Source organism: Oceaniferula marina (assembly GCF_013391475.1).
Classification (GTDB): Bacteria; Verrucomicrobiota; Verrucomicrobiia; order Verrucomicrobiales; family Akkermansiaceae; genus Oceaniferula; species Oceaniferula marina.
The window spans coordinates 132471-157461 of record NZ_JACBAZ010000005.1 but is presented as its reverse complement, the minus strand read 5'-3'; the positions used below and the strand labels follow the sequence as shown (position 1 = coordinate 157461).

Sequence of the window (24991 nt, the reverse complement as noted above, 5' to 3'; positions counted from 1 at the left end):
TTGAATCCCGGCACAAGCTGTGGAATACTCCAACTCGTATAGGCCTTATAACACCATATAAGGCCTATTTTTCGCCCCCGAGTCTTCTCACAGAAATTCACTCAACTTTTCTCATCCCCCCAGAACTCCTATCCTCATTCCATACTAAACCCCCATTTCCCAAATAACCCGCAATCACCCAGCCTCATCATCGAGTGGCCACGCAAAAACAACCTAATCTGGATTCCGTCACCACCATCAACAAAGACGGATCTCATTTCAAGCTCCACCCTTCGGACGTCCAAGGGCCCTTCACCCTATGGCGGAGAATTGTCGGCTATGCCTTGATTGTTCTTTACGCTGCGCTCCCCTGGATTCCGATCAACGGGTACCCCGCCCTCTTTCTCGATACCGCCCAGCGCCGTTTCCACGTGCTCGGCATCACGCTGGCCGTCCAGGACCTCTGGCTGCTCTTTTTCCTTATCTCCGGCCTGGGCTTCTCCCTGTTTTTTATCACCGCTTTGCTCGGACGGGTCTGGTGCGGTTGGGCCTGCCCCTACACCGTTTTCCTCGACCACGTTTTCCGCCGGATTGAACGGCTTGTTGAAGGTGACGCCCAAGCCCGGAGAAAACTCGACGCCGCCCCCAAATCTCCGCAGAAAACAACCAAACGCATCATCAAACACAGCCTGTTCCTGCTCTGTTCCACCCTGATCGCCCACATCTTTGTTTCCTACTTCATCTCCTTGGAAAACCTCTACCTCTACATGCAGGAAAGCCCGGGAGAACATGCCGTGTCTTTTGGCGTGGTCGCTTTTCTGACCATCGTACTCTACTTCTGCTTTGCCTGGTTCCGTGAGCAGTTCTGCATCGTCATGTGCCCCTACGGCCGTATCCAATCGGCCCTCTCGGATGATGACACCATGGTGATCGGTTACGACACGCATCGCGGCAACCCACCCGGCAAACCCAAGGACCCCAATGCAGGTGATTGCATCGACTGCCGACGCTGCGTGCAAGTCTGCCCAACCGGGATCGATATTCGCAATGGCCTGCAAATGGAGTGCATTGGCTGCGCCGCATGTATCGACGCCTGTGATGCCATCATGACCAAACTCAAACGCCCCACCGGTCTGGTCCGCTACGACTCCCACAATGGTCTGGAGCAAAAGAAAAAGCGCGTTATTCGCCCGAGGATTCTCGTGTATGCACTGATGATGATGCTCGGGGCCACCGTGCTCTCACTCACCCTGTATAACAAAGCCCGCTCCTTCAGCGCCCAAGTCAACAAAATGCGTGGCGTCACCTACCAAATGGACAAAGCCGGCGTTCGCAATGTCTACCAGATCCACCTGTTCAACAAACGCAACCAGGATAGCACATTCGACATCCGGCTGGTGGATGCTCCCGAATGGATCCAAACGACAGGAACCACCGAAAACATCGTGCTCAAGCCCCTCGAGGAAAAAACCTACACCCTGGTGGTCACAGCCCCAGCCGAACATTACAAAGGAAAATTCAACTTCACCCTTCAGGTTCAATCCCGAATCGACGAAAGCACGGTTGACAACGAAGTCCGGTTCCTAGGCCCCAGCCCCCGCCTCTACCGTAAAAGCCTCGAAAAACCGGAAAAATAAGACCGGTTTTCAATCTGTCGATAAGCCAGCAAATCATCAAACCTAGCCCCTCAACGCATCCTTGCCTCCAAACCTACCGACAGGTTGAAGACCTGTCCTACACTCTCTACCAATGACGCTTTTCCCAAAAAAACACCCGTGGGTTGTGATGGTCGTCCTCTACGCGCTCATCATTGCCGGATGGGCCACCTTCATCGTTCTCGCCAAACAGAGGCACACCACCCGACTCAGCCCGGAAGAAGCCAATGAAGTGTATCAAAACAGCCTGAAAGAAAAACAGCTGGAGGCCGAAGGCAGCGGACAGCAGACCACAGAAACTCCATAAGCCCCCTTCCTAACTCTTCACTCCCACCATTCGTGTTCGAAAACATTAACAGCCCGGCTATCGCCCTTGTCACAGGTGCCATCGTCAGTGTTCACTGCGTCGGCATGTGCGGCCCTATCGCCTGTTCATTAACAGCGCTGAAAAAAGACGAAAGCAGTCGGGTCGGTGCGGCAACCGCCTACCATGGCGGGCGCTTGATTTCATACACCTTGATCGGAGCCATGCTCGGGGCGATCGGAGCCAAACCTCTCGAGTATTTTCATCACTCGTCTTTCAGCCTGCTGTCCTGGGTCCTGGTTGCCGCCTTTGTCGCCTTCGCCTTGGGCCTTGAGAAAAAAATCCCCCGTCCCGCATTCCTCAAACGCTGGGCCACGCGGCTCCGGTTCAAGGCCATGACCATCTCCGCCACCCGAGGCGGTCTTGCCATGGGGCTGGCCACACCCCTCCTCCCCTGCGCCCCGCTCTACCTCTTTTTTGCCATCTGCCTCGCCACCGGCAGCGCCATCAAAGGTGCCGAGTTCGCCCTTGCTTTTGCCTTCGGAACCGTGCCCCTGCTCTGGGCCTCCCAGCTCGGGATGCAGCGTATCCAATTAAAACTCGGGCCCAAGTGGGTCAAACTCATTCAGCGCAGCGTCGCCCTGCTTGCCGCCTTTTTCATCGCCCAGCGCCTGCTCTACGATCCCACTCCAGATCTCCACAAGGCACCTGAAGACAGCCCCTCGGGAGCCTCCCCCGTTCCCAGCATCCAAAGCGACGAGCCTCACGGATGATGCGGCTAACACCCATCCCGCAGTTTGCGGGATATCTTTTCAGCTTCCCTTGTTGGCATCTGCCCAGAAGGGCAAAAACAGCAAATATTGCGCACTTTCGAGCAAGCACGGTATAGCGAAAAAAGAATCTTTAATTAGAATTCCCTTTGTGCTGTATGTGAAGCAGCACGCAATCCAATATACTGACTATGAAAACCAGACTCATTGCCACCTCAGCGTGTGCAGCCGCCCTTACTTCCTCCGTTTTTGCTGGCCCAGCTCCCATGGAGTCCGAAAAAACCATCATCGACCCGCCGGCCGCCGGATTTGACGCGGCCCGTCGTCCCATTTCCAACCCCACCAAATTCGATCTCGCACTGCCCCGCACCAGCGTGCATCCGATCTATATGTATCACCGCCTGCCATCCAAAATCAACACCAGCCTTGCCAAGCTGGACCTCGGTGGCGACGTCAACCTGTTTGCGCTCCAGTTCGAGTATGCCTTCAACGAGCGCCTCTCGCTGGTCGCCACCAAAGACGGCTATGTTGACTTCAACCCGGACAACACGCTCGACAGCGAAACTGGCTTTGCCGACCTCGCGGCCGGACTGAAATATGCATTCGTTCTCGACCCCGTCGAGCAGCTCGCGGTCAGCGGCTCGGCCATCATCGAGCTTCCTACCGGTGATGAGGAGATTTTCCAAGGCAATGGTGACGGAGGTCTCGACATCACGGTTTCCGCACTCAAGCTGCACGAGAAGTGGCAATTTGCCGGAGCTCTCGGAGCCTATCTCCCATTCGATAACGACGAGGAGTCTACCACGGGTTTTGCGAGCGCCCACGTTGGTTACAACCTGACCGAAAAATGGTATATCCTTGGCGAGCTCAACTGGTTCACCGTGTTGTCACGCGGCGAAGGAACTGCCGCCTTCGGCAACCCAAGCGCACTACCTGACACAGCGGTTTCCGGTATCGTTGAATTCGAGGGAGGCGATCTATTCAACCTCGGTGCTGTCAACTCCGGCAAAAACCGTGACATCGTCACAGCCGCCGTCGGCCTGCGCTACAAAATCTGCGACATGGCCGACCTCGGTGTGGCTTACGAGCTTCCTCTGACCGACGAGGAAAACAACCTGATGGACGACCGCATCACCGTCGACCTGGTGCTCACCTTCTAATTTTGAACGGATTGTTGTTTCTATGAGACCATTGCGGGAGTCTCCCATCCGGGGGCTCCCGCAATTTTTTTGTGGCAGAACTCCACAGCTGCAAAGTTCCGAAGTTTCCAGTGTTCAGCCCCTGCGGGCACCATGACTAAGGAGAAACAAAGCCAAAGGAGTCATTCATCCGGAACTCTCATCGATCACGCAGTGCTTTTCCACATACCTCAACAACGATCAATCGTCTCGTCTGTTTTGCGGAGTGGTATAAAATAGCATGCACCTTCAGTGCTTAAACGGCGACAATGTTGTAAATACCATCCATTTCGTGTCTTCCTCTTGGCAAATGGGATACATTCAAATCTGTCATCTGCCGTCACTTACTGGCACTACATTTTCTTTACCTTGTCATCGATGCAGCATAGCTCTGCTTTGTGCCGAAGCATTGCATCCACTGCCAGACTCCTCTGGAACCAAGCCAAGAGGCATCAGGTTTTTGCTGTACCGGATGTGAATTTGTGTATCAGCTCATCCACAACGAAGGGCTGGAAAAATTCTACGACCTGAAGCGGGATGAGGCGAGTGCCCCGCTACGCGACCAGCCGTTCCAGCAATACGACTTCCAATGGCTGCAAGACGCGGTCACCCAACAAGTCGAAGAAGAGCCGGAAGCCCAGACCATCGAATTCATCGGCTCGCTCCAAGGGATCTCCTGCATCGGCTGTGTCTGGCTGGTAGAAAAACTCTTTCTTCGCCACCCCGGCAGCATCCGCTGTGACATCGTGCCCAGCACCGGTGCCATTTTCCTGACCTGGAAGCGTGACAGCCTGAACATTCTGGATTTTGCCCGCGAATTACAGCAATTCGGCTACCTGCTTGGTCCGGCGCGAAGCGCCCAAAAACAATCCGGCGAGTTCAAGCAACTTGGAGGCAAGCTCGGCATCTGCGGGGCCTTTGCGCTGAATGGCATGGTCTTCTCCCTGCCCCGCTACCTCGGCATGAAGCCCGACTTCGCCTTTGCCAATATTTTTGACCTGATCACTTTTATTTCCGCCACACTCGCGATGCTGGTCGGTGGCTCCTGGTTCATCAAGCGGGCGATTCAAGGGGTCAAAGCCGGAGTGATCCACATGGACCTGCCGATTGCACTCGGCGTCAGTCTGGCTTACCTCGGCTCGCTGGTCGGCTGGCTGCTGCGCTACGAAGCCCTGATGTATTTCGACTTTGTCGCCATATTTATCTTTCTCATGCTCGGTGGCCGCTGGCTCCAGACCGCAGCCGTGGAACGAAACCGCAACCGCCTGCTTGAACAAACACCGGTTCCCCTCAGCGTCCAGGATGCCGAAGATGGGCATGCGATCGAAATCGATGATATTGCCGAAGGAACCAAGTATCAACTTCCCGCGGGTCAAACCGCCCCGGTGGCCTCAATCATCGCCTCCGGCAGTGCCGATTTTTCCTTGGAATGGATCAACGGAGAGCCCGACCCGGTGCACCGCAGCAGTGGAATGTCGATTCCTGCTGGAGCCATCAACCTGAGCGACAGCCAGGCGGTCCTGACAGCCGAAGAAAACTGGTCCGACTCCCTGCTGGCAAAACTGATTCGTCCGGGTGAGAGCTCAGCCCGGTCGCCCTTGATGGAAACGATCCTGAGATACTACCTGGCTGCGGTCCTGATCATCGGCATCGGAGGCGGACTCGCCTGGCTTCTTACCGGCAACAGCCTACCCGCAGCTATTCAAGTCACCATCTCGGTCTTTGTGATTTCCTGCCCCTGCGCCCTCGGAGTCGCACTCCCACTGGCTGACGAACTGGCCTCCGGCAAAATGCGCACCCTCGGCGTCTTCATCCGCCGGCCTGCCTTCTGGAGTCGGATCCGGCAAATCCGCACGATCTTCTTCGATAAAACAGGGACCCTCACGCTGGAACTCCCCCAACTCGTCGACAAGCGGGAGCTGGAAACGCTCGACGATCAAGCGGCATCCGCACTTGCCCAACTCTGCTCCCGATCCCGTCACCCGCTGTCCCGCTCGTTAATGCACGCACTCGGCATCCGGGGACAACAACTACTCAGCCAAACCAAATCCTCACAACAAAACGCCCACTCGAAACCCGAAGAACTACCCGGACTAGGCACCCGCTTTCTGGACGCACAAGCCGTCACTTGGTCTCTCGGGCGCGGAGGGTGGGACGGCCAGTCAGATGCCATCGAAGCTGCTACACGTGCAGGCAGTGAACTCAGACGAGACGGCAAGCTGATCGCCCACTTTACTTTCCACGAATCCCTGCGGCCTGAAGCCAGGAAAACCTTACTCGCGCTAAAAGATCGCCACCCGCATATCCTGAGCGGCGACCACCCCGACCGCGTCCAAGCGATTGCCAAAAACCTTGGGATCAAACCAGAACTCGTCCATCCGGCACTCAGCCCGGAAGACAAAGCCAGACTGGTCAAGGAAATCGACCCCTCCGGCAGCCTGTTCCTCGGTGATGGAGCCAATGACTCACTCGCCTTCGATGCGGCGTGGATGACCGGAGCCGTCGCCGGCCGTGGCTTGCTTGAGGCGAAAGCCGATTTCTATTTCCTCTCAAATGGTCTGCAATTTTTGCCCAAAATGCTGAATTTGGCCAAAAAATACGCTTTTGCCATCCGAAGTGTCTTTACATTCAGCCTAAGTTACAATCTGATCGCCGTTGGTATCTGCTTGTCAGGACACATGAACCCGCTTCTGGCAGCTATTTTGATGCCTCTCAGCTCGCTCATTTCCTTGGCAATCATCACCTTTCTCATCCCCGCAAACACTCGTTCAAACGATCTGATTGCCAAATCAAGTTCCTCACTGTAAAATCCCAATACCCATGACCGTAGAGCGCATTCACCACCTGTCGGAAACCATCTACAAACGACTTATCGAAAGCCCCTCGTTTTCTGAATATGAGTCCGCTTTTCGATCGGCCACCGGACTTCCGATGCGACTCGTCGTAGCCGACCCCAACACCTTTGCCCTCAACGAGCACCGCGACAACCAAAGCCAGTTCTGCGAGATGATCAACCCTTGCGGGGAAAGAGCATGCGATGCTTGTATCAAGGTCAATCAGGACCTGATGCAGAAGTCATCCATCAAAGGGCCAACCTCCTGCAACTGCTTTGCCGGCCTCAAAGCCACCTCCATCCCAGTGTATGCCGGCACGATGGTCGTCGGCTACCTCAAAACCGGCCAGGTCTTCCACCGCACTCCCACCGAAGAGGACTTCGAAGCCGCGCTCACCAAAATCAGTGAAAGCCGGAGTTTCACTGACGTTCAAATCGAGGGCTTACGTAAAGCCTATTTCGAAACCGAGGCCATCAGCCCGGAACGCTACCAAAGCATGGTCACCCTGCTGGAGCACTTCGCACGGGAACTCTCCACCCAGTCCGAAAAACTCGCCATCGCAGCCAATGAACAAGAGCCAGCCCCCATCAGCCGCGCTCGCAAGCATATCCATGCCCAACTCGATGAAGCGATCTCATTGCCGCAAGTTGCCCGTATCGCGGGGATGAGCGAGTCCCATTTCTGTCGTCAATTCAAAATGGCCACCGGCATGACGCTCACCGAGTATGTCAACTACACTCGGATTCTCTGGGCCAAAAGCGAACTGCTCAAACCGAGCGCGCGCATCTCGGAAATCGCCTTCCAGGTCGGATTTCAATCGCTCTCCCAGTTCAACCGCTGCTTTGCTAAATTCCACGGCGGCTCCCCGAGCCAGTATCGGGATGAAGCCTCGGCCAACCCAGCGAAAGCAGCGAGCTAAGCCACGCCAATCGGCAACATGATCGGTAGGGCTGATTGGCCTCAATCAGCCGTCGACCACCCGTCGATAGCCCGTCCTTGGGCGACCGTCGCGACTGGGTAATTATTTCAAGCGTTCAACCCAGGGCATTGAGCAGCCTTGTCATTGTCGACAACGATCGTCCGACACTTTTCTCACCGCCGCATAATACGCAGGGCTGATTGGCCCCCTTCTCAGCCGGCAATTCAGCCGGCCATAAAGGAAAAAAATGGCTCCAGCGGACGTGGAGCCATTGATGAAAACTATTTTTTGTTGAGTTCGGTCAACTTGGCACGAGGGATCGGACCTTTCTCGTCCTTCCACTGGGCTCGAAACTTGGCAACCTCCTCTGGGGTCACCGCGGCAGCCGTATTGCCAAACGACTGGCGAACGTAGCTCAGCACCGCAGCCAGCTTTTTATCATCGGCAAAGGAGGCTTCAAGCGGAGCCATTGGCAGGAGATAGGTCGAGCCCTCTTGCTTGATCCCTTTCAAGACGGCCAAGGCAAAGACCGACGGGTCACCATTGACCACTTTCGATCCCGCAAGAGAGGCAGCCATCATTTTTGCGCCGGCTTTCACGCCTTTTCCATCAGGGCCGTGGCAGGCCTGACAAATGGCATAGGCAGCCTTACCTTCAGCATTTTCTTCAGCAGTAACACTTGCAGCGGCAAGGCCGAGCACAACAGGGGTGAGTAGGAATCGCTTGGACATGGTTCGTTCGTGGATAGTTAGTGGGTGATTAACGGGTGGTTAGCGGGTGATTAACGGTCAGTTAGAACAATTGAATACAGCCAATCAAATGACAGGATGGGACACCCTGAAATTGAAACAGCTCAGTATCAATAACAGAAACTTGGCACAGGAACATATGATTTCCAGCCAATTTTCAACAATTGGCGACATACAAGCCCCCCTCTGCCGCAGCAAACTGGAACCACCGCGCGTAAAGGAGATCGCCCCCGCCACACGTTGGATCTAAAAACGTTTACTCAAACTTATCGGTGACGGCTCCCTCGGATGCGGAGGTCACACTGGCGGCATACTTTGCCAACACCCCGCGCTTGTAGCGTGGTTCGTATGGTTGCCACTGAGCCCGACGAGCCTCGAACTCCTCATCACTCAGATTGGCACTGATCTTGTTATTCACGGCATCGATTGTGATTTCATCGCCGTCCTGAAGGAGAGCAATCGGACCGCCCACATGAGCCTCTGGAGTGATGTGTCCTACCACAAACCCGTGACTACCGCCGGAGAAACGTCCGTCTGTGATCAACGCAACCGTGTCACCGAGTCCACGACCCATCACAGCACTGGTGGGCCCAAGCATTTCCCGCATGCCCGGACCACCTTTAGGCCCCTCACGACGAATGACAATCACATCGCCGTCCTGAATTTTGCCGTCGAGAATAGCAGCCATACCATCTTCCTCACAATCAAACACGCAGGCTTTTCCTGTAAAGCTGTCGCCTTCTTTGCCTGTGATCTTGGCCACGGCACCTCCTGGAGCGAGGTTGCCGTAGAGAATCCGCAAGTGGCTGTCCTTTTTAATCGGGTTATCAAGTGGACGAATAATTTCCTGTCCCTCTGGGTACTTGGTGTTGAGGTTGGCCAGGTTTTCAGCCATGGTTTTCCCGGTAACCGTCAGGCAGTCTCCATGCAGCAGGCCGGCATCAAGCAACATTTGCATCAGCGGCACCGTTCCTCCGATTTTCACCAGATCGGACATCACGAAGCGGCCACTCGGCTTCAGATCTGCGAGCATGGGAACGCGTTTCCCGATTTCGGTAAAGTCATCGATACTGAGCTCGACGCCCGCCGCGTGAGCCATCGCCAGGAGGTGCATCACGGCATTGGTTGATCCACCCAGAGCAATCACCACCGTGATCGCATTTTCAAATGCCTTACGGGTCAGGATGTCACGAGGGCAGATTCCTTTCTCGAGCATGTTCATGACAGCAGCACCGGCATCAAAGCAATCGCGCATTTTATCCTCGCTGATCGCATCCTGCGCGGAACTGTTCGGCAGGGACATTCCGAGCGCCTCGATCGCTGAAGCCATGGTATTGGCAGTGTACATGCCACCGCAGGATCCTTCACCCGGAATGGCATTTTCCTCAACCGTCTGAAGGTCTTCGTCCGTAAACTCGCCTGCAGCATGTTTACCCACGGCTTCGAAAACCGATACCACATCGAGGTCTTTTTGCTCCCCCTGCACCGTGGCACAGCCCGGCTGGATCGTTCCTCCGTAGACAAAGACACCCGGGCGGTTCAACCGAGCCAGGGCGATGATGCAGGCCGGCATGTTTTTATCACAGCCACCAATCGCGACAATCCCGTCCATCCCCTCACATCCGGCAACGGTTTCCACGGAATCCGCGATGACCTCACGGGACACCAGAGAATATTTCATCCCTTCGGTTCCCATTGAAATACCATCGGAAATCGTAATGGTGTTGAAAATAATCGATTTACCACCTGCGGCGTCCACGCCCTTGGCTGACTCCTTCGCCAGTCGGTCGATATGGACGTTACAAGGAGTCACCTCACTCCAAGTGGAAGCCACTCCGATTTGAGGTTTGTCAAAGTCCTCTTTTTTGTGGCCCACGGCATACATCATTGCACGACTGGGAGCGCGGTCTGGACCATCGAATACTTGGGACGAATAAGTGCGGCGTGAATCGGACATGGCCCTGTGCTACTGTATCTCCGCGCCCTTGTAAACAGGCAATTGAGTCCAGTTGGCACCTTGTCCAGCATCCGTCGTCCTCCTCTATTTTACCGGTTTACAAACCAAACAAGCAGCGTTAGGGTTGGGCTCCTATGAAGACTACAATCAAACCATCCCTTCTGCTGGCCGCGGCCTGCCCTTTTTTGGTCCTGTCCTGCGCCCAGCCATCCAACACTGGCGACACCTACTCCAAGTATGAAGCCGGTAGCGCCCAGTCGGTCAAAACCGGAAAAATCACTTCGATTCGCAACGTGAAAATCGAAGGAGGCACAGCAGCAGGCTCACTGATCGGTGCCGGTGCCGGTGCCGTCGCCGGCCACAACATCGGCTCAGGCAGCACAGCGAACACCCTGGGTGCCATTGGTGGCGGCTTACTCGGTGCCGCAGCAGGCTCCCACATCCAGCAAGGTATGGGATCCAAAAATGGCCTCGAAATCATGGTCAAACTCGACAAAGGTGGCAGCATCTCTGTCATCCAGGAAGCCAACTCCCGTGAGACATTCCGGGTGGGCGAGCGAGTCCGCGTGCTCTACAACGGTAACAAAACCCGCGTCACGCACTAAGCTAATCATTACGCCATCACCAACGGAAGAAATCCATTTAAGCCAGAACATCGACGGCGGATTGAGGCCAATCCGCCCTAGCGTTCATCTTCCAAGCACGGCAGTTCGACTGCCGTGCTTTTTTTATCCTCCAATGTAGGACATTTCAGGTTTCGCCTGCGTCCCTCCGATCTGGCTACGCAGTTCCGAGTAGCGGTCGTCCCGAGCTGACCACAGTTGGTGAATGATCCCAGCCAGCTCTTCGTCTGACACACCGCGGCGCATCGCGGATTTGATATCGTGCCCTTCGGAGGCAAACAAACACGTATACAGCTTCCCATCCGCAGACAGGCGGATTCGATTGCAGTCCGCACAAAACGGCTTACTCACAGAAGAAATAAACCCGACCTCCTGGTCAGGTGAATCTTTATAACGGAAGCGGCGTGCCGTTTCCCCAACATGGGCAGGCTCCATGGCCTCCATCGGAAAATGTCGATGCAGGGTCTGGACCATCTGAGTATAGGGCACAATCTGTTCAAGCTTCCAGCCGTTGGTATTGCCCGTGTCCATGAACTCAATAAAACGAAGGGTCACACCTCGATCACGGGCAAACTCAGCAAGGGGAAGGATTTGGTCTTCGTTCACTCCTTTCTGAATCACGCTGTTTACCTTAACGCCCAAGCCGTGGTCCAAGGCTGAGTCAATGCCATCGAGCACGCGCTCAGGAGACGCTCCCACGCCATTCATCCGGGAAAAAACTTCAGGATCCAAGGCGTCCAAAGACACCGTCACCCGTTGCAAACCTGCCTGAGCCAACTTTTTAGCCTTCCGGGCCAGTGCCGTGCCATTGGTCGTCATCGCCAAATCCCTCTCACCGGGGATCGCATCCAGCATGGCAATCAATTCATGCAGGCCACGCCGCAATAAGGGCTCACCTCCAGTCAGCCGGATTTTTTCCACCCCCAAGCCACAAAATACAGTCGCGAGCCGGGCAATCTCCTCCAAGCCAAGAATCTCCGGTTTGGGCAGATAAGGGTAATCTCCATCAAAAACCTCAGCCGGCATGCAGTAGCGGCACCGGAAGTTGCATCGGTCGGTAACCGAAATTCGAATATCCCGAAGCGGACGTGCCATGGCATCCACCGATGTGACTTTATCCGGCATCATGCAAAATCATGTTGTATCCGGACAATCCGGAATCCCCCGCTTTGGGCATCAGGCAAGAGCGTATCCCACCACTGACTTCCCTGATATTGGTAACGAATCTGCAAGCCCCGCACCCGTCCACTCAGTAACAGAGCTCGACCTTCCTCCAAGGTCAGCGTTCCACACTCCGGCACATACCCCTGTGCGGCCGCCTTGGGAATCACCTCAAGCACTTCCGTCAGTTCAGAAAGATCGGAAAACAGCTGGGACAAGGTCTCGGGATCGAGCACCGACTGCTGAAGATCCGGCAAGGGCGTTTTTTCAGGGGATTGAGGGGGGTCTTGTTCACTCATGGAAATCAACAAATAGAAAAGAGGGTTCAGGGATGGATACCGTCACGGGATGGCGACTGATCCACCATCAGAATAGCATTGCGCGGGGCCGGGCAGAGGTCATGACAAATAGAGCAACCCGTGCATCGATCCGCGTGCACCGTCGGAATACCTTTGTCCGTCGTGATCGCACCAGGCTCAGGGCAGCGCTCCGAGCAGGTAAAACACATGCTTCCTTGGTAAGCAAGGCAGAAGCGCCCTTGGATAACCGCCTTTTTAGGCACAGGCTCAGCTTCGGAATCCTTTGCAGAGCCGTTCACAAGGCTGGCATCGGCTCCCCCATGCTCATCCAGATGCCGGCTGAAGGGTCTGGCCAAGGCCCGAAACAAACCTCGCCTTGATATCGGCTGTGATCGATCACTCATAACAAATCATACGCTGTGGAACCATAGGACGTCTGACAAATTCATCATCCACCGGGCAGGTGCGTGCTCCGGCATGACACCCCGTCTGGCTCCAGACAGCAACGGACGTTCTACTTTTTCTCCCAAGGAGCCAGAGGCTCGGCAATCATCTCCCGGTTGTCATAACTCGCATCCTGGGCGTGGCACTGCAAGCAGTTCATCCGCATCGGGTGAGACACCGTGATGGCATCCGGCATTCCGGGGCCATGACATGACATACAATTCTGCCGCATCGCAATCCGGTGAGGAACCGTCGGTGGAGCTCCGGGGAATGCACGACTCCCGGCCCCCGAGTGGCTGGCACCAATAAACTGGTTATCGACCACCAGCCCGACCGTACCTGAGTGCTGCAGCATTGCCAAGCCCTCCATCGGAGCATGGCACTGGGTGCAGTTCGCCATAAACTGGTGGCTCATCGCCGGCGACCGGCGGCCTGCAATCAGGATATTGGCATCCTGATCGTGACAAACAGTGCAGGAATTTACATCCTGGTAATTGATCGCATGAGGAATCATCGGCGGAGCTCCGTCATAGGCCCTGCGTGACGAGCGGTCGCTGAGAACATCCCTGCGTTCTTCAATTTCCAATGGTTTTTGTTCAACCAATTGCATCGGTTGCCGGGGCAAATCAGCGAGGGCATTACGCCAGTCTTTGTTTGCCTTCCATTCGGCCGTGGGAATATCAGCATAACTCGGAGCCACAGGAAACACCTCCTGCTCTTCCAAGGACGCCTCTTCCGCATCCAACCAAGGTGACCTCCATTGATCATCGTTGGTACTCTGACGCATTCCCATAAAAAAGCCGGAAACCGAAGCGATCCCAACAATGATCAGCACCACCGCCAGCACACTCCGGTGTGAGGCAAAGTAACTTTCTATATCCTTTGATTCCATGATAACTCTGCTTGGTCAGTGATCATCGCTTGAGGCAATCCGGAATCCCCAACAAGGAACCCGAACCCTCGGCTTCTGATCGTTTGCTTAAGGCAACTCCTTTTTCTCCTTCGGGTTATACTTCTCGACCTTCACCGCGCACTTTTTATAGTCGGGTTCTTTCGATACCGGACAGGTGGCATCCAAGGTCAGACGGTTGATCAATTGCTTTTCATCGAAAAAGGGAACAAACACAGCTCCTCTTGGGGGGCGACCCCGGCCATTGATCCAGGCAGGCATCACCATTTCGCCTCGTTTCGTTGTTAGCTTCACGAGATCTCCATTGGTAATCCCTTTTTCCGCGGCATCCTCCGGGTTCAGTTCGACGTAGGCCTTGGGCATTGCATTTTTCAACTGCTTCACCCGCATCGTCATCGACCCGGTATGCCAGTGCTCCAGCACCCGGCCCGTGCTGAGCCAGAATGGATATTCAGAATCCGGCTCCTCCGGTGCCGGCTCATAAGGGCAGAACCAAATCTGAGCCTTGTCATCCTTGGTCGTGGAATTGTAAAATTGAATCCCAGTTCCTTTTTTAACAAACGGATCATCAAACTCAGAAAAACGGAAGCGTGTCTCACGCCAGTTCCCATCTTTGGTCTCTACCACCGGCCAACGCAGACCGTGGGCATTCACCAGAATATCATAGGGGGCCACATTTTTCTGTTTGGCATGAGTCAGCGGCCGGTATTCCTCATACAATGCCTTATCGACATTGATGTCGTAATAACTTTCGAAATCCCAGACCGGAACCTCCTCGCCATCCTCATCCTTGAAGGTGAAGATGAACTGACCGTCCTTATCCTTCATCCCAGGGAAGCCCATGTCGTAAAGTTTCCGGGCAATCGCAATCGTCATCCAGCAATCATCCCTGGCCTCTCCCGGCGGTTCGACCTGCTTGAACCACTGCTGGGTCCGTCGCTCCGAGTTGCCGTAAATTCCATTTTTTTCAACCCAAAGCGATGCCGGCAAAACCAGATCCGCAATCTCGGTGCTCGCCGTCGGATAGACCTCGGACACAATGAGAAACTTGTCCTCCAAGTTCTTCTTGGCTTCGAACAATTTATAAAGGTTAGGCAAACTCTGCCCCGGGTTTGTGACTTGCACAAACAAGGTGGAAACATCGCCACCCTCGGCCGTGGGTGTGCAGAATTTCTCAAACATTTTAACTGTGTGATACCCCGGCTTCGGATTGATCCGACCTTCGGGCATATTCCAAACCTTCTCACAGGCGGCCCGGTGCTCAGGCTTGGCCACCAGACGCCCACCAGGCAAGGCATGCGCCAAGGTCCCCACCTCCCTCGCAGTGCCACAGGCAGACGGTTGGCCAGTCAGACTGGTCGGTGCATCCCCTGGCTTGCCAAAGTGGCCGGACAACAAATGAATACCATGCAACAAGCGGTTCATTGCCGTTCCGCGATAGTGCTGGTTCACCCCCATACACCAGAGCGAGGTAATCTTCAGCTCGGGGTTGGCGAAGGTTTCACACAAAATCTTCAATTGCTCCATCGGAACACCCGACAACTGGCTGGTGTATTCCAGCGTGTAGGTTGACATCTTCTCCTTGTATTCCTCAAGGGTGCTGGCCTTACCAAAAAGATCACGGGTTTCGTCATCCTTATCGATCCGGAAATTACAGTGCTTGCTGACAAAGTCCTTGTCGTATTTGTCATTCTCCAACAAATAGTTCGCAATACAGTTGGCAATCGCCAAATCCGTCTGCGGCCGGAAATTTAAATAGTGGTCTGCAAATTCCGTCGAACGCGTCCGCCGCGTCCCAATGTCAATCAACGTCACCTTCTCGCCCAGTGCCCGACGATCCACAATCCGGGAGAACAGAACCGGGTGCATCTCAGCCGGGTTGTTCCCCCAGAGGATCACCACATCCGCCTTGTCCAAGTCGTCATATGAACCCGCTGGCTCATCCACACCATAAGTGGAAATAAAACCGGTCACCGCCGACGCCATACAGAGACGGGCATTGGGGTCAATGTGGTTATTGGATAGCCCCCCCTTGGTAAACTTCTGAGCGGCGTAACCTTCTGGGATCGTCCACTGACCGGAGCCATAGAAGGCAAACTCCTTCGGCTTGTCATAAATGCGCTTGGCAATGATCTCAATGGCTTCTTCCCATTCGATCGGCTCCAGCTTGCCATTTTTTCGCAGCATCGGCTCAGTCAAACGATCCTTTCCATATAAAATTCCACCCACATGGTAGCCTTTAACACAAAGCAAGCCCTTGTTGACGTCAGCATCCTCAGCCCCGGCAATCGCCATCACCCGGCCACTTCTCACTCCAACCTTCACGTGACACCCGGTTCCACAGAACCGACAAGGAGCCTTGTCCCAGGTCAAGCCATGGTTGTCTGTATAGCGAGCCGTGCGCTCCACTCCCGCACGGGCTTGGGCAGCCGCGGTCGCAGCCGTCATGGCTGCCATCTTTAAAAAATCACGTCGTTCCATCGTATTCATTGTTTCACTCTAAGTTAAAAATTCGTTATTGTGAATGTTTATTTCTCTGTTTAGTATTGGGATTGTCCTTTTCATTCACTAGGTAATTCGGCGTCCGTCTCACGACTCCGTTCCCCCGCCTTTTGATTCGCCTCTTGATCCGATGACTTCACCTTTTCACCCGGCTCAGACACACTCGAAAAAACCACATCCACCATCAGCACGCCTTCCACACTTTGCAACCATTCATGTACCTCATGGGACTGCCTCGTCCCCTCCGTCTCCACTACAACCGGCTGCCAACGCCCCGTCCTCTCTCCCAACTCAATGTCCTCCCTCCCTGCCACAACTAACAGAGCATCCTGCGCAAGCTTTTCATCTTCCGTCAGCGTCAGTAATAGTCCATTAACAGGCATCTTTCCAATCAGCGCTTATGCTAGGCTACATACAGACGGAAGCCCCTCTCCTTTACAAGAAAAAAAATTCTTTTTTTAAGTTGCACAAACCTAGCCAATTCAACAGTATAAGCACACTGAAAGATTCGGACTCCTATCCATAAACCCGGACCTTCACCACTCGCCACCACCACGCGAATCATGCAAGAGATAACAAAAACGGGCAGGATCGTGGTAGTCATCGCACTACTCATCATCGCAGGATTACTCTCAGCCACAGCAGTTAGCCTGATGCAAGGGTCAGCCACTTCAGACCGGGATGAGCTCGAAACCTGGACACCGGGCGACAAGCAGCACTTTGTCGAGGTTCGCAAACCCGATCATATTCCGATGGTGGATTCTGGCAAAAAAGACAAGGACGGGAATCCGGTGATGGTGCGCTGCAATAACTGCCACGACACCCAGAAGACCAACATGCTGACGGAGAATGCCAAGGATCTCAAAAACTTCCACCAGCATATGTCCTTTCAGCACCAATCACTGAAGTGTGTAAGCTGCCACAATCCGGACGACCACGAATCCCTGCGCCTGGCAGACAGCTCAACCATCTCATTTGTCAACGTCATCGAACTCTGCGCCCAATGCCATGGCCCGCAGTATCGCGACTTCAAAAACGGCAGCCACGGTGGCATGACCGGCTACTGGGACCTTAGCCGAGGCGGCCGCAAACGGAACAACTGCGTGGATTGTCACGACCCCCATCATCCGGCCTACCCGAAAGTCATGCCTGTATTCCCACCTAAATCAAGGGTCGGAACAACCGGAACATCCAAACACTAAGCCCCCATCCTAACATCCAACATGAGCGACAAACCGAAAGAATCCTGCAGCAGTAACTGCGCGTGCCACGGAGCCCCGTCGGAAGGACTGTTTAACCGCCGCAATCTCCTCAAGGGAGCGGGCGCCACACTCGGCGTCGCAGCTTTCGCCAAGGCGATGGCTCCACTCACCGAGTGGAAAGAGAGCGTTTCCGTGGATGAGTTTCTCCAAACCCACTACCGGGAACTGAGCAAAGCTCAACTTGATGAAGTCATCGCCCGGCTCGAACAAGAAACCAAGGACCAGTATGGTGCCGACGTCACCATCGAAGACGTCCGTCCGCAAAAAGGAGTCAAATTCGGCTACGCGCTGAACCTGAGCGTCTGTGTGGGATGCCGCCGCTGCGCCAAGGCATGCCACGAGGAGAACAACCACGACCGGGCATCCGGAAACTCCTACATCACGGTGCTTGAAATGAGCAAGGGCTCGATGGACATGGAGCATGGCAACGCCCACTACAACCACCCGGTCCCCCAACCCGACAAATTTTATATGCCGGTGCAATGCCAGCAATGCGAAAACCCACCCTGTGTCGACGTTTGCCCGGTGGAAGCCACTTGGAAAGAAGAAGACGGCATTGTGGTCGTGGACTACAACTGGTGTATCGGCTGCCGTTACTGTGAGGCCGCCTGCCCCTACCACGCCCGCCGCTTCAACTGGACCAAGCCGGAAATCCCGAAAGAGGAAATCAACCCCAAGCAAAGTTACCTCAGCAACCGGATCCGACCACAAGGAGTCATGGAGAAGTGCACCTTCTGCCTGCACCGCACCCGGAAGGGTCAACTTCCAGCCTGTCTCGAAGCCTGTCCGACCGGAGCCCGGGTCTTTGGCAACCTGCTCGACCCCACCTCTGAAATCCGCACGATCCTCGCGAACAAACGGGTCTTTGTCCTCAAGGAAGAGTTAGGGACCCGACCTAACTTTTTCTACTTCTTCGACAAGTAACCCGCCACCGACGCCCCTGTTTACTCTGTTCACCCTAGACGAACGACTATTCCATCAACACCGACTTTATTCCTCTAACCAGCAATGAACGCCGAAGCCACCACCGAAAAGCCAGTGCTTGCGGAAGACACTCCGCACAGTGCGGAATTCCACATCACCAGCTACCCTAAATTTCTCCGCCTCGCGCTCAGGCTCTGCACGCAAGGGTCATGGACGTTTTATGCATGGATGATTTTTCTCACCTGCGTCGCCTTGGTGGGAGCCAACGCCTGGGCAGTCCAAGTGCGTGACGGCATGATCCACACTGCGATGACGGACCACGTTTCCTGGGGTCTCTATATTGCCAACTTCACCTTTCTCGTCGGTCTTGCTGCAGGGGGCGTGATGATGGTCATTCCAGCCTATGTCTACAAAGACAAGGACATGCACGACACCGTCATCATTGGTGAACTCCTCGCCATTGCATCGATCATTATGTGCATCCTCTTTGTTGTTGTCGACCTCGGACGCCCCGAGCGCGCATGGCACATGATCCCGCTCATCGGAAAATTCAATTTTCCGATTTCGATGCTGACTTGGGATGTGATCGTACTGAACGGCTACCTTCTTCTCAACCTGCACATCTGTGGCTACATGCTCTACAAGCGTTTCCTCGGAGAAAAGCCCAACCCCAAATGGTATGTGCCTTTTGTCTTCATCAGTATCGCCTGGGCCATCTCCATTCACACGGTCACCGCGTTTCTATACTGCGGTCTGGGCGGACGCCCCTTCTGGAACACCGCCTTACTCGCCCCCCGCTTCCTAACCACTGCATTCTGTGCAGGGCCTGCCTTTATCATCTGTGTGCTCCAATTGATTCGTAAACTTCCCAGCGTCAGCAAACTCCCCAACACCGGAGTCGCGGAAGGCTCGATCCGAACACTGGCCGCCATCATGCGAGTCACCATCCTGATCAACCTCGTGATGCTCATTTCCGAACTCTTCACCGAGTTCTACACCGGAGGAAGCCATTCCACCGCCGCAAGGTACATGTATTTTGGTCACCACGGAATGAACGCCCTGCAACCATGGGTCTGGACCTCCCTTGTCTGCGTCGTGGTCGCAGCCATCCTCCTGCTGCGCCCCCAAATCCACAAACACATGACCACCTTGACCATCGCCTGTGTGCTCGTCTTTGTCGGGATCTGGATCGAAAAAGGCATGGGTCTGATCATCCCCGGCTTCATTCCATCCGCCCTGCACGAGTGGGTGGAATACGTTCCGAGCGCCATCGAATGGAAAGTATCAGCCGGCATCTGGGCCGGAGGTTTGATGATCTATACGCTTTTACTCAAGATCGCCATTCCTATCTTCACCGGACAAACAGGAGCAGTCAGCGGAAAACAAAAGTAGGCTGGCTCAGCAAGGCTGCCGACATCTTTGAACGCCCCCCTCAGCGGAGCCCCCCAGCGGAGTATCAGCCATCTGCCTCTACTCAACGCAGAGCTAACCATTACCCTCCGGCTGGCAGGTGACACCAGCCCGAAGGGCGACACGAGGATCAGCTGCGTTCATCACCCACCGGCAACATCATGCAACAACTCATCACAGTCACTGAAGCCGAGCAGATCATCCAAAGCCACCTCCTGCCGATTTCCCGCACCGAAGCCGTTTCTCTCACCGAAGCCGGAGGCCGGTATTTAAAACAAGCCATCCGCGCCGACCGACCGCTGCCTCCATTCGACCGAGTGATGATGGACGGCATCGCCATCCGGCACAGCGCACACCAACTCGGCAAACGGCACTTTAGCATCGCGGCCACCCAGGCGGCCGGAGACACCCCCGTCAAGTTAACAGACAAGGTCACTTGCATTGAAGTCATGACCGGAGGCGTCCTCCCCGAAGGCTGCGACTGCGTCATCCCAGTCGAAGAAATCACCGTCAGCCAGAATGAAGCCACCGTTCGGGTGGGATACTCACCTCTCAAGGGACAGCACATTCACCGCCGAGGCAGCGATACAGCCGAAGGAGCCATCTTGGTGGAGACCGGCCAGTGCCTCCAGTCACCGGAGCTCACGATTGCCGCCTCCTGCGGAGTGACTGAACCCACCGTCGCCGCACTTCCAAACATCACTCTGATCAGCACCGGAGACGAACTCGTCGCACCGGAACAAATCCCCGGCCCCCATCAAATCCGACGAAGTCACGCCACAGCCCTGAGATGCAGCATCGCGGCAGAAAAACTTGGCCACGTCTCCGAGCAACACCTTGCTGACGATCCGGCACAGCTCGAAACCGCGCTGAAAGCGGCGCTGAAAACCAGTGACCTCCTCGTGCTCACTGGCGGAGTCTCCCGAGGCAAATACGATTTTGTCGCCCCTGTGTTGCAACAACTACTCGGCAAACCGAAATTCCACGGCATTGCCCAGCGTCCGGGAAAACCCATGGCCTTCTGGGCGGCTCCCCACCATCCACCGGTCTTTGCCCTACCTGGCAACCCGGTATCCGTTATGGCATGTGCCGCCCGTTACCTCTTTCCCGCGCTCCGCCAGATCCTAGGAGGTTCATCCAGCCATGTTGACTCCCTGCCTACCCATGGCACATTCAACTGCCCGCCCCAATTCACCGGACTCATCCCTTGCCGACTCCTCAATGGAACCCTCGAGCTTGTTCCCCCATCCAACTCGGGCAATTTCCTCAGCATGGCCGGAACCCATGGCATCGCCGAAGTCCCCGGTAAACTGACACGCACCAATCTCGAAAACCATCTCACCCGCTTCTACCCTTGGGGGTAGAACACTCTTCACTCATGTCTCTTACTCACGTTAACGAAAATAACCAGCCGGGAATGGTCGATGTCTCCCGTAAAGAACGCACCCGCCGCGTAGCGACGGCCCAGAGCCTGATCGAGGTTGGCCCCGATGTCATGGCCCTGCTGGCCGACGGCGACATTCAAAGCAAAAAAGGCCCGGTCTTTCACACCGCCATCATTGCGGGCACCATGGCGGCAAAAAAAACCTCCGAACTCATTCCCTTCTGCCACCCTATTCCGCTCGAAGACTGCACAATCGTCATCACTCCTGAGGCAAACAACATCATCTCCATCACCTGCACCTGCATCACAACCTCGCGCACCGGTATTGAGATGGAAGCTCTCGCAGGAGCATCCGGAGCAGCCCTCACCCTCTACGACATGTGCAAAGCGGTCTGCAAATCCATGCGCATCCTTGAAACCAAGCTGCTCAAAAAAACCGGTGGCAAGTCCGACTACTCAGCCACTTAATTCCAATATTCAACCTCCCCATGAACGGTCTCCTTTTAGTCGGTGGCAAATCCTCCCGGATGGGCACGGATAAATCCACACTCGTTTTCCGTGATGGCCTCAGCCAAAAAGAACGAGGACTCAAACTATTAGCATCCGTATGCGACAAGGTGTTTACCTCCGTCCGCGACGACCAGGAAACGGAAGCCAGCACCATCGTCGATGCCTTCGGTCCCATCGGCCCACTTGGAGCCATCGCCTCGGCCCAACAATCTGCCCCCAACACCCCCTGGCTGGTGCTCGCATGCGACCTCCCCATGCTCGAAACATCCCACCTCCAAGCGTTGGTCGACGCCCATCAGGAAAACAAAGATGCTACCTACTTCCTTAGTGCCACAGATGACCTGCCGGAACCGCTCTGCGCCATCTGGGGTCCAACTTCAGCCGAAGCAGTCAGCGATGCTGTGCGGACAGGTAAGCGCTGCCCCCGCTCAGTGCTTAAACAACTCACAGCCACCGCCGTCCCTTCCCCGGGCCTCTGGATTCTAGCCAATACCAATACCGAAGCCGACGCCCGGGAAATCCGGACCCGACTCCAACAAACCAACATCGTGAAACACATCACCGTCAGTTACTTTGCCCAACTCCGTGAGCTCACCGGAACAAGCAGTGAAACCATCAAAACCGAGTCGGAAACCCCGGCTGGACTCTTTGAAGAACTACGGGCCCAATACAAAATCCCCCTCAAACGCAAAGGTATGATGGTCGCCGTCAATGGCGATTTTTCCGACTGGAACCACACCCTCAGCGAGGGTGAAGAAATCGTGTTCATCCCCCCCGTAGCCGGAGGGTAAGCTCATTCACCATCTTGATCCCTCTCCCGACATGTTCAAATTAACCGATAAAGCAATCGTTCCTCACGAGCTCGTGGATGCTGTCCGCCGACCAGATGCCGGTGGGCTCGCCACCTTTGAAGGCTGGGTCCGCGACCACCACCAGGGCCGTGAGGTTCGTTCACTTGAATACGAATCCTTCCCCGAACTCGCCGAAAAAGAAGGCAATCGCATTCTCCAAGACATTCTCGCAGAGCATGACATCCTCGAGGCTCAATGCATTCACCGGACTGGCCACCTCGCCATCGGTGACATCGCCATCGCCATCGCCGTCAGCTCCGCCCACCGTGATGCAGCCTTCGACGCCTGCCGTGCCATCATCGACTCGATTAAATCCACCGTCCCCATCTGGAAAAAAGAACACTACACCGACGGCAGCTCGGTCTGGGTCAAATGCCACTCCTGCGCCGAACACCAGCATCACTAAACCGCTGCTCTGGCGCCAACCCCATCATTGACGCATCCCAGGCCAAGTTCATGATTTGCCCACTTCGATTCTTGTGATAGTGTCGCTCCATCGGCCTTGGAGCCCATGCCATCATGCCTGACGAATCATCCATCCCCCACAGCCAGCTCGAAAAAGCTGCACCCTTTGGTCGAACCTATCTCTTTGGAGGACTGATCTCGATCGCGCTCGCCTTCCGCACCGTCCCCAAGTGGGATTATGTTGCCTGGATACACCTCGGCCTGCTGGTGATTTGGCTGATCCCGTGGGTCCGAAAAGGCAGCATCCCCTGCCATATCCGTCTCACCCTCGCCAGTACCTGGGTTCAACTGATCGTCAGCTTCTTCTTGATTGCCTCAGTGCATCAGGAAATGATGCAATCTTTCGCCCAGGAAACTCACAGTGAAGCGGAAACATCCGGCTACTACCTGATGGGTTTTTTCAGCATGTCCATCATTGTGCTCATCCCTTGGATCCTCGCCTTGCTCAAAGGCTATAGGTTGATCTTGCTCGGTCACCGGACCTTCACAGCGGACCCGTCATAATCCATTGACCGTGTCTGGGTGTTTGAACCAAACCCGACACAAAACGCTACAGCTCTTCCAGCTCATCACGTCGTTTTTTAGTCAGGCCCTTCACCACCAGCTGATACGAATGCTCAATCAGCTCCCGCATCAAAGGGTCGGGCACGCCTCCATCCAATACAACGGTATTCCAATGCCGTTTGTTCATGTGGTAGCCGGGGAGGATCGATGCGTATTCATCCCGCAACTCCACTGCCCGCTCCGGATCACATTTTAAATTGACCCGTGAGGGAAACCCATCCGGAGAAGTCAGGGCAAACATTTTCCCCATCACCTTGTAGACCAAAACATCAGGGCCAAAAGGTGTCGTTTCCTCGACTCCTTTCAACGCTAAGCAGTGGTCAATTAATTCCGGCAAATCCATCATTTTAACTCCACCGCATCCGGATCAAAGGCCTCCGGGTCGTAATCGTCATCCATCCACTCGTCAAAACCAGCTACGCACTCACGATAACCGAAGGCTCCACCACAATCTTCCGGCGGACAGGCACGCTCACCTCCGAGAAGCTTGGGCGCATCTTCTTCCTCACCCTTCTGTTCAATCACCAGCTCATGAGTCCAATCATCGTAAAAATCATAGCGATACATCATCCGTAATGGCAAGCGACGACGCCCAACCACATCACAGATCCTCACGTCCTTTTCATCCTTAAAGTCATCCCCTGGCGCCACCTGCTCCTTGGTGTCGGCAATCACATTTCCCAAGTGCCTGCCCTTGCCATGACGAAACTGATGCGATTGCTCATCATTCCATCCCATGGCTTTCTGAATGACCCGGTGCAACTCCGCAAAGCTCGCCTCGGCAGGTATCGTGAAACGACGCCAGATCTCGGGCTCAACCTCATACAGGAATACCTTGATTGTGTAAGATGCCATACACAGAACGTAGGGGATTTGGCAGGATATGGCAATAGAGATCCACTCAACACAAACGAGCGTTTACCATTTCTTCAAAAAAGAATTCGTCAAACAGTATTCGATATTCCATATATAGAATATGGCTTTCGCAAAAACCGAACAATTTGATCCTGAGATCATCGAGATGGCGACCTTTGCCAGTGCATTATCCCACCCGGCCCGGATTACCTTGTTGAAATACTTACTGGATCACCCGGACTGTCGGTGCTCCGAGCTCGTCGATACGCTTCCGCTTTCCCAGCCCTCTTGTTCCCGCCATCTTGCTGAGCTACGCAAAGCGGGCCTCGTGGAAGGCAGCCAGATGGGAAATGAAGTGCGCTACCACCTGAAGAGTGAACGGATCAAACGTTTTTGTGACGCATTCCATTGCACCCTGAACCCTTAGACGCCCTCTTAAACCAAATCATCTATAACCAACAAAGCAATCAACCAACAAAGCA

26 protein-coding genes are annotated in these 24991 nt (G+C 54.8%); 16 read left to right on the top strand and 10 right to left on the bottom strand.

Features of this window, described 5'->3' with window-relative positions:
* Window positions 1-194: 194 nt before the first annotated feature.
* The 6 genes from ccoG (at window position 195) to HW115_RS13945 (ending at window position 7639) form a co-directional block, all read left to right on the top strand.
* Window positions 195-1616 (top strand): cytochrome c oxidase accessory protein CcoG, encoded by a 1422-nt coding sequence (gene ccoG / locus HW115_RS13970; protein WP_178933522.1) that lies wholly within the window; start codon window positions 195-197, stop codon window positions 1614-1616.
* Window positions 1617-1728: 112 nt separating this feature from the next.
* Window positions 1729-1941 carry a hypothetical protein gene (locus HW115_RS13965; RefSeq protein ID WP_178933521.1) on the top strand — a complete coding sequence of 71 codons (213 nt, stop codon included), beginning with the start codon at window positions 1729-1731 and terminating at the stop codon, window positions 1939-1941.
* Window positions 1942-1973: 32 nt separating this feature from the next.
* Window positions 1974-2711, top strand: coding sequence for a sulfite exporter TauE/SafE family protein (locus HW115_RS13960; RefSeq protein ID WP_178933520.1), 738 nt, complete (start codon window positions 1974-1976; stop codon window positions 2709-2711).
* Between the two features lie 188 nt (window positions 2712-2899).
* Window positions 2900-3868: a transporter gene (locus tag HW115_RS13955; RefSeq protein WP_178933519.1), complete on the top strand. Its 969-nt coding sequence runs from the start codon at window positions 2900-2902 to the stop codon at window positions 3866-3868.
* A 416-nt stretch (window positions 3869-4284) separates the two neighbouring features.
* Window positions 4285-6693: a heavy metal translocating P-type ATPase metal-binding domain-containing protein gene (locus HW115_RS13950; RefSeq protein WP_178933518.1), complete on the top strand. Its 2409-nt coding sequence runs from the start codon at window positions 4285-4287 to the stop codon at window positions 6691-6693.
* Window positions 6694-6706: 13 nt separating this feature from the next.
* Complete coding sequence (locus HW115_RS13945) at window positions 6707-7639, top strand: helix-turn-helix domain-containing protein (protein WP_178933517.1); 933 nt, start codon at window positions 6707-6709, stop codon at window positions 7637-7639.
* A 281-nt stretch (window positions 7640-7920) separates the two neighbouring features.
* Here HW115_RS13945 and HW115_RS13940 read toward each other — a convergent pair whose 3' ends face one another.
* Window positions 7921-8370, bottom strand: coding sequence for a c-type cytochrome (locus tag HW115_RS13940; protein WP_178933516.1), 450 nt, complete (start codon window positions 8368-8370; stop codon window positions 7921-7923).
* 274 nt (window positions 8371-8644) lie between these two features.
* Window positions 8645-10345 carry a dihydroxy-acid dehydratase gene (gene ilvD / locus HW115_RS13935; RefSeq protein ID WP_178933515.1) on the bottom strand — a complete coding sequence of 567 codons (1701 nt, stop codon included), beginning with the start codon at window positions 10343-10345 and terminating at the stop codon, window positions 8645-8647.
* A gap of 134 nt (window positions 10346-10479) precedes the next feature.
* Here ilvD and HW115_RS13930 point away from each other — a divergent pair, with 134 nt between their 5' ends.
* Window positions 10480-10950 (top strand): outer membrane lipoprotein, encoded by a 471-nt coding sequence (locus HW115_RS13930; protein WP_178933514.1) that lies wholly within the window; start codon window positions 10480-10482, stop codon window positions 10948-10950.
* Window positions 10951-11073: 123 nt separating this feature from the next.
* Here the strand turns inward: HW115_RS13930 and moaA are convergent, their stop codons facing one another.
* The 6 genes from moaA to HW115_RS13900 all read right to left on the bottom strand — a co-directional run bounded on the left by moaA (window position 11074) and on the right by HW115_RS13900 (window position 16667).
* The gene (moaA, locus tag HW115_RS13925) at window positions 11074-12093 is read right to left on the bottom strand and encodes a GTP 3',8-cyclase MoaA (RefSeq protein WP_178933546.1); all 1020 of its coding nucleotides are present in this window, start codon (window positions 12091-12093) and stop codon (window positions 11074-11076) included.
* Window positions 12093-12428, bottom strand: a complete 336-nt coding sequence (locus HW115_RS13920) for a hypothetical protein (protein WP_178933513.1) — start codon at window positions 12426-12428, stop codon at window positions 12093-12095. The genes moaA and HW115_RS13920 overlap by 1 nt, the downstream gene beginning before the upstream one ends.
* Window positions 12429-12454: 26 nt before the next feature.
* On the bottom strand, window positions 12455-12832 hold the full coding sequence (locus HW115_RS13915) for a 4Fe-4S dicluster domain-containing protein (protein WP_178933512.1): 378 nt from the start codon (window positions 12830-12832) through the stop codon (window positions 12455-12457).
* A 110-nt stretch (window positions 12833-12942) separates the two neighbouring features.
* Window positions 12943-13764, bottom strand: a complete 822-nt coding sequence (locus HW115_RS13910) for a nitrate reductase cytochrome c-type subunit (protein WP_178933511.1) — start codon at window positions 13762-13764, stop codon at window positions 12943-12945.
* 87 nt (window positions 13765-13851) lie between these two features.
* A complete protein-coding gene (locus tag HW115_RS13905; protein ID WP_178933510.1) occupies window positions 13852-16272 on the bottom strand; it encodes a molybdopterin-dependent oxidoreductase in 2421 nt (806 codons plus the stop codon).
* Between the two features lie 71 nt (window positions 16273-16343).
* Complete coding sequence (locus HW115_RS13900; RefSeq protein WP_178933509.1) at window positions 16344-16667, bottom strand: hypothetical protein; 324 nt, start codon at window positions 16665-16667, stop codon at window positions 16344-16346.
* Window positions 16668-16847: 180 nt separating this feature from the next.
* Here HW115_RS13900 and HW115_RS13895 point away from each other — a divergent pair, with 180 nt between their 5' ends.
* The 8 genes from HW115_RS13895 to HW115_RS13860 all read left to right on the top strand — a co-directional run bounded on the left by HW115_RS13895 (window position 16848) and on the right by HW115_RS13860 (window position 23594).
* Window positions 16848-17486, top strand: a complete 639-nt coding sequence (locus HW115_RS13895; protein ID WP_178933508.1) for a hypothetical protein — start codon at window positions 16848-16850, stop codon at window positions 17484-17486.
* A gap of 21 nt (window positions 17487-17507) precedes the next feature.
* Window positions 17508-18470 carry a 4Fe-4S dicluster domain-containing protein gene (locus tag HW115_RS13890; protein WP_178933507.1) on the top strand — a complete coding sequence of 321 codons (963 nt, stop codon included), beginning with the start codon at window positions 17508-17510 and terminating at the stop codon, window positions 18468-18470.
* Window positions 18471-18554: 84 nt separating this feature from the next.
* Complete coding sequence (dsrP, locus tag HW115_RS13885) at window positions 18555-19862, top strand: sulfate reduction electron transfer complex DsrMKJOP subunit DsrP (RefSeq protein WP_178933506.1); 1308 nt, start codon at window positions 18555-18557, stop codon at window positions 19860-19862.
* 179 nt (window positions 19863-20041) lie between these two features.
* The gene (locus HW115_RS13880; protein ID WP_178933505.1) at window positions 20042-21244 is read left to right on the top strand and encodes a molybdopterin molybdotransferase MoeA; all 1203 of its coding nucleotides are present in this window, start codon (window positions 20042-20044) and stop codon (window positions 21242-21244) included.
* A gap of 14 nt (window positions 21245-21258) precedes the next feature.
* The gene (gene moaC, locus HW115_RS13875) at window positions 21259-21732 is read left to right on the top strand and encodes a cyclic pyranopterin monophosphate synthase MoaC (protein WP_178933504.1); all 474 of its coding nucleotides are present in this window, start codon (window positions 21259-21261) and stop codon (window positions 21730-21732) included.
* A gap of 20 nt (window positions 21733-21752) precedes the next feature.
* Complete coding sequence (locus HW115_RS13870; protein WP_178933503.1) at window positions 21753-22565, top strand: NTP transferase domain-containing protein; 813 nt, start codon at window positions 21753-21755, stop codon at window positions 22563-22565.
* A 31-nt stretch (window positions 22566-22596) separates the two neighbouring features.
* Complete coding sequence (locus HW115_RS13865) at window positions 22597-23031, top strand: molybdenum cofactor biosynthesis protein MoaE (RefSeq protein WP_178933502.1); 435 nt, start codon at window positions 22597-22599, stop codon at window positions 23029-23031.
* A 113-nt stretch (window positions 23032-23144) separates the two neighbouring features.
* Window positions 23145-23594 carry a hypothetical protein gene (locus HW115_RS13860; protein WP_178933501.1) on the top strand — a complete coding sequence of 150 codons (450 nt, stop codon included), beginning with the start codon at window positions 23145-23147 and terminating at the stop codon, window positions 23592-23594.
* 46 nt (window positions 23595-23640) lie between these two features.
* Here HW115_RS13860 and HW115_RS13855 read toward each other — a convergent pair whose 3' ends face one another.
* On the bottom strand, window positions 23641-23997 hold the full coding sequence (locus HW115_RS13855; RefSeq protein WP_178933545.1) for an MmcQ/YjbR family DNA-binding protein: 357 nt from the start codon (window positions 23995-23997) through the stop codon (window positions 23641-23643).
* Entirely contained in the window at window positions 23997-24509 is a 513-nt protein-coding gene (locus HW115_RS13850) for a plasmid pRiA4b ORF-3 family protein (protein ID WP_178933500.1), read from the bottom strand. The genes HW115_RS13855 and HW115_RS13850 overlap by 1 nt, the downstream gene beginning before the upstream one ends.
* A gap of 121 nt (window positions 24510-24630) precedes the next feature.
* Here HW115_RS13850 and HW115_RS13845 point away from each other — a divergent pair, with 121 nt between their 5' ends.
* Window positions 24631-24936 carry an ArsR/SmtB family transcription factor gene (locus HW115_RS13845; RefSeq protein ID WP_178933499.1) on the top strand — a complete coding sequence of 102 codons (306 nt, stop codon included), beginning with the start codon at window positions 24631-24633 and terminating at the stop codon, window positions 24934-24936.
* Window positions 24937-24991: the final 55 nt, after the last annotated feature.

Excerpts from the sequence above, each read along its gene's own strand:
- HW115_RS13965 (WP_178933521.1), top strand. The coding sequence starts at position 1,729 with ATGACGCTTTTCCCAAAAAAACACCCGTGGGTTGTGATGGTCGTCCTC.
- HW115_RS13955 (WP_178933519.1), top strand. The coding sequence starts at position 2,900 with ATGAAAACCAGACTCATTGCCACCTCAGCGTGTGCAGCCGCCCTTACT.
- HW115_RS13945 (WP_178933517.1), top strand. The coding sequence starts at position 6,707 with ATGACCGTAGAGCGCATTCACCACCTGTCGGAAACCATCTACAAACGA.
- HW115_RS13940 (WP_178933516.1), bottom strand. The coding sequence starts at position 8,370 with ATGTCCAAGCGATTCCTACTCACCCCTGTTGTGCTCGGCCTTGCCGCT.
- ilvD (WP_178933515.1), bottom strand. The coding sequence starts at position 10,345 with ATGTCCGATTCACGCCGCACTTATTCGTCCCAAGTATTCGATGGTCCA.
- HW115_RS13930 (WP_178933514.1), top strand. The coding sequence starts at position 10,480 with ATGAAGACTACAATCAAACCATCCCTTCTGCTGGCCGCGGCCTGCCCT.
- moaA (WP_178933546.1), bottom strand. The coding sequence starts at position 12,093 with ATGCCGGATAAAGTCACATCGGTGGATGCCATGGCACGTCCGCTTCGG.
- HW115_RS13920 (WP_178933513.1), bottom strand. The coding sequence starts at position 12,428 with ATGAGTGAACAAGACCCCCCTCAATCCCCTGAAAAAACGCCCTTGCCG.
- HW115_RS13915 (WP_178933512.1), bottom strand. The coding sequence starts at position 12,832 with ATGAGTGATCGATCACAGCCGATATCAAGGCGAGGTTTGTTTCGGGCC.
- HW115_RS13910 (WP_178933511.1), bottom strand. The coding sequence starts at position 13,764 with ATGGAATCAAAGGATATAGAAAGTTACTTTGCCTCACACCGGAGTGTG.
- HW115_RS13905 (WP_178933510.1), bottom strand. The coding sequence starts at position 16,272 with ATGAATACGATGGAACGACGTGATTTTTTAAAGATGGCAGCCATGACG.
- HW115_RS13900 (WP_178933509.1), bottom strand. The coding sequence starts at position 16,667 with ATGCCTGTTAATGGACTATTACTGACGCTGACGGAAGATGAAAAGCTT.
- HW115_RS13895 (WP_178933508.1), top strand. The coding sequence starts at position 16,848 with ATGCAAGAGATAACAAAAACGGGCAGGATCGTGGTAGTCATCGCACTA.
- HW115_RS13890 (WP_178933507.1), top strand. The coding sequence starts at position 17,508 with ATGAGCGACAAACCGAAAGAATCCTGCAGCAGTAACTGCGCGTGCCAC.
- dsrP (WP_178933506.1), top strand. The coding sequence starts at position 18,555 with ATGAACGCCGAAGCCACCACCGAAAAGCCAGTGCTTGCGGAAGACACT.
- HW115_RS13880 (WP_178933505.1), top strand. The coding sequence starts at position 20,042 with ATGCAACAACTCATCACAGTCACTGAAGCCGAGCAGATCATCCAAAGC.
- moaC (WP_178933504.1), top strand. The coding sequence starts at position 21,259 with ATGTCTCTTACTCACGTTAACGAAAATAACCAGCCGGGAATGGTCGAT.
- HW115_RS13870 (WP_178933503.1), top strand. The coding sequence starts at position 21,753 with ATGAACGGTCTCCTTTTAGTCGGTGGCAAATCCTCCCGGATGGGCACG.
- HW115_RS13865 (WP_178933502.1), top strand. The coding sequence starts at position 22,597 with ATGTTCAAATTAACCGATAAAGCAATCGTTCCTCACGAGCTCGTGGAT.
- HW115_RS13860 (WP_178933501.1), top strand. The coding sequence starts at position 23,145 with ATGCCTGACGAATCATCCATCCCCCACAGCCAGCTCGAAAAAGCTGCA.
- HW115_RS13855 (WP_178933545.1), bottom strand. The coding sequence starts at position 23,997 with ATGGATTTGCCGGAATTAATTGACCACTGCTTAGCGTTGAAAGGAGTC.
- HW115_RS13850 (WP_178933500.1), bottom strand. The coding sequence starts at position 24,509 with ATGGCATCTTACACAATCAAGGTATTCCTGTATGAGGTTGAGCCCGAG.
- HW115_RS13845 (WP_178933499.1), top strand. The coding sequence starts at position 24,631 with ATGGCTTTCGCAAAAACCGAACAATTTGATCCTGAGATCATCGAGATG.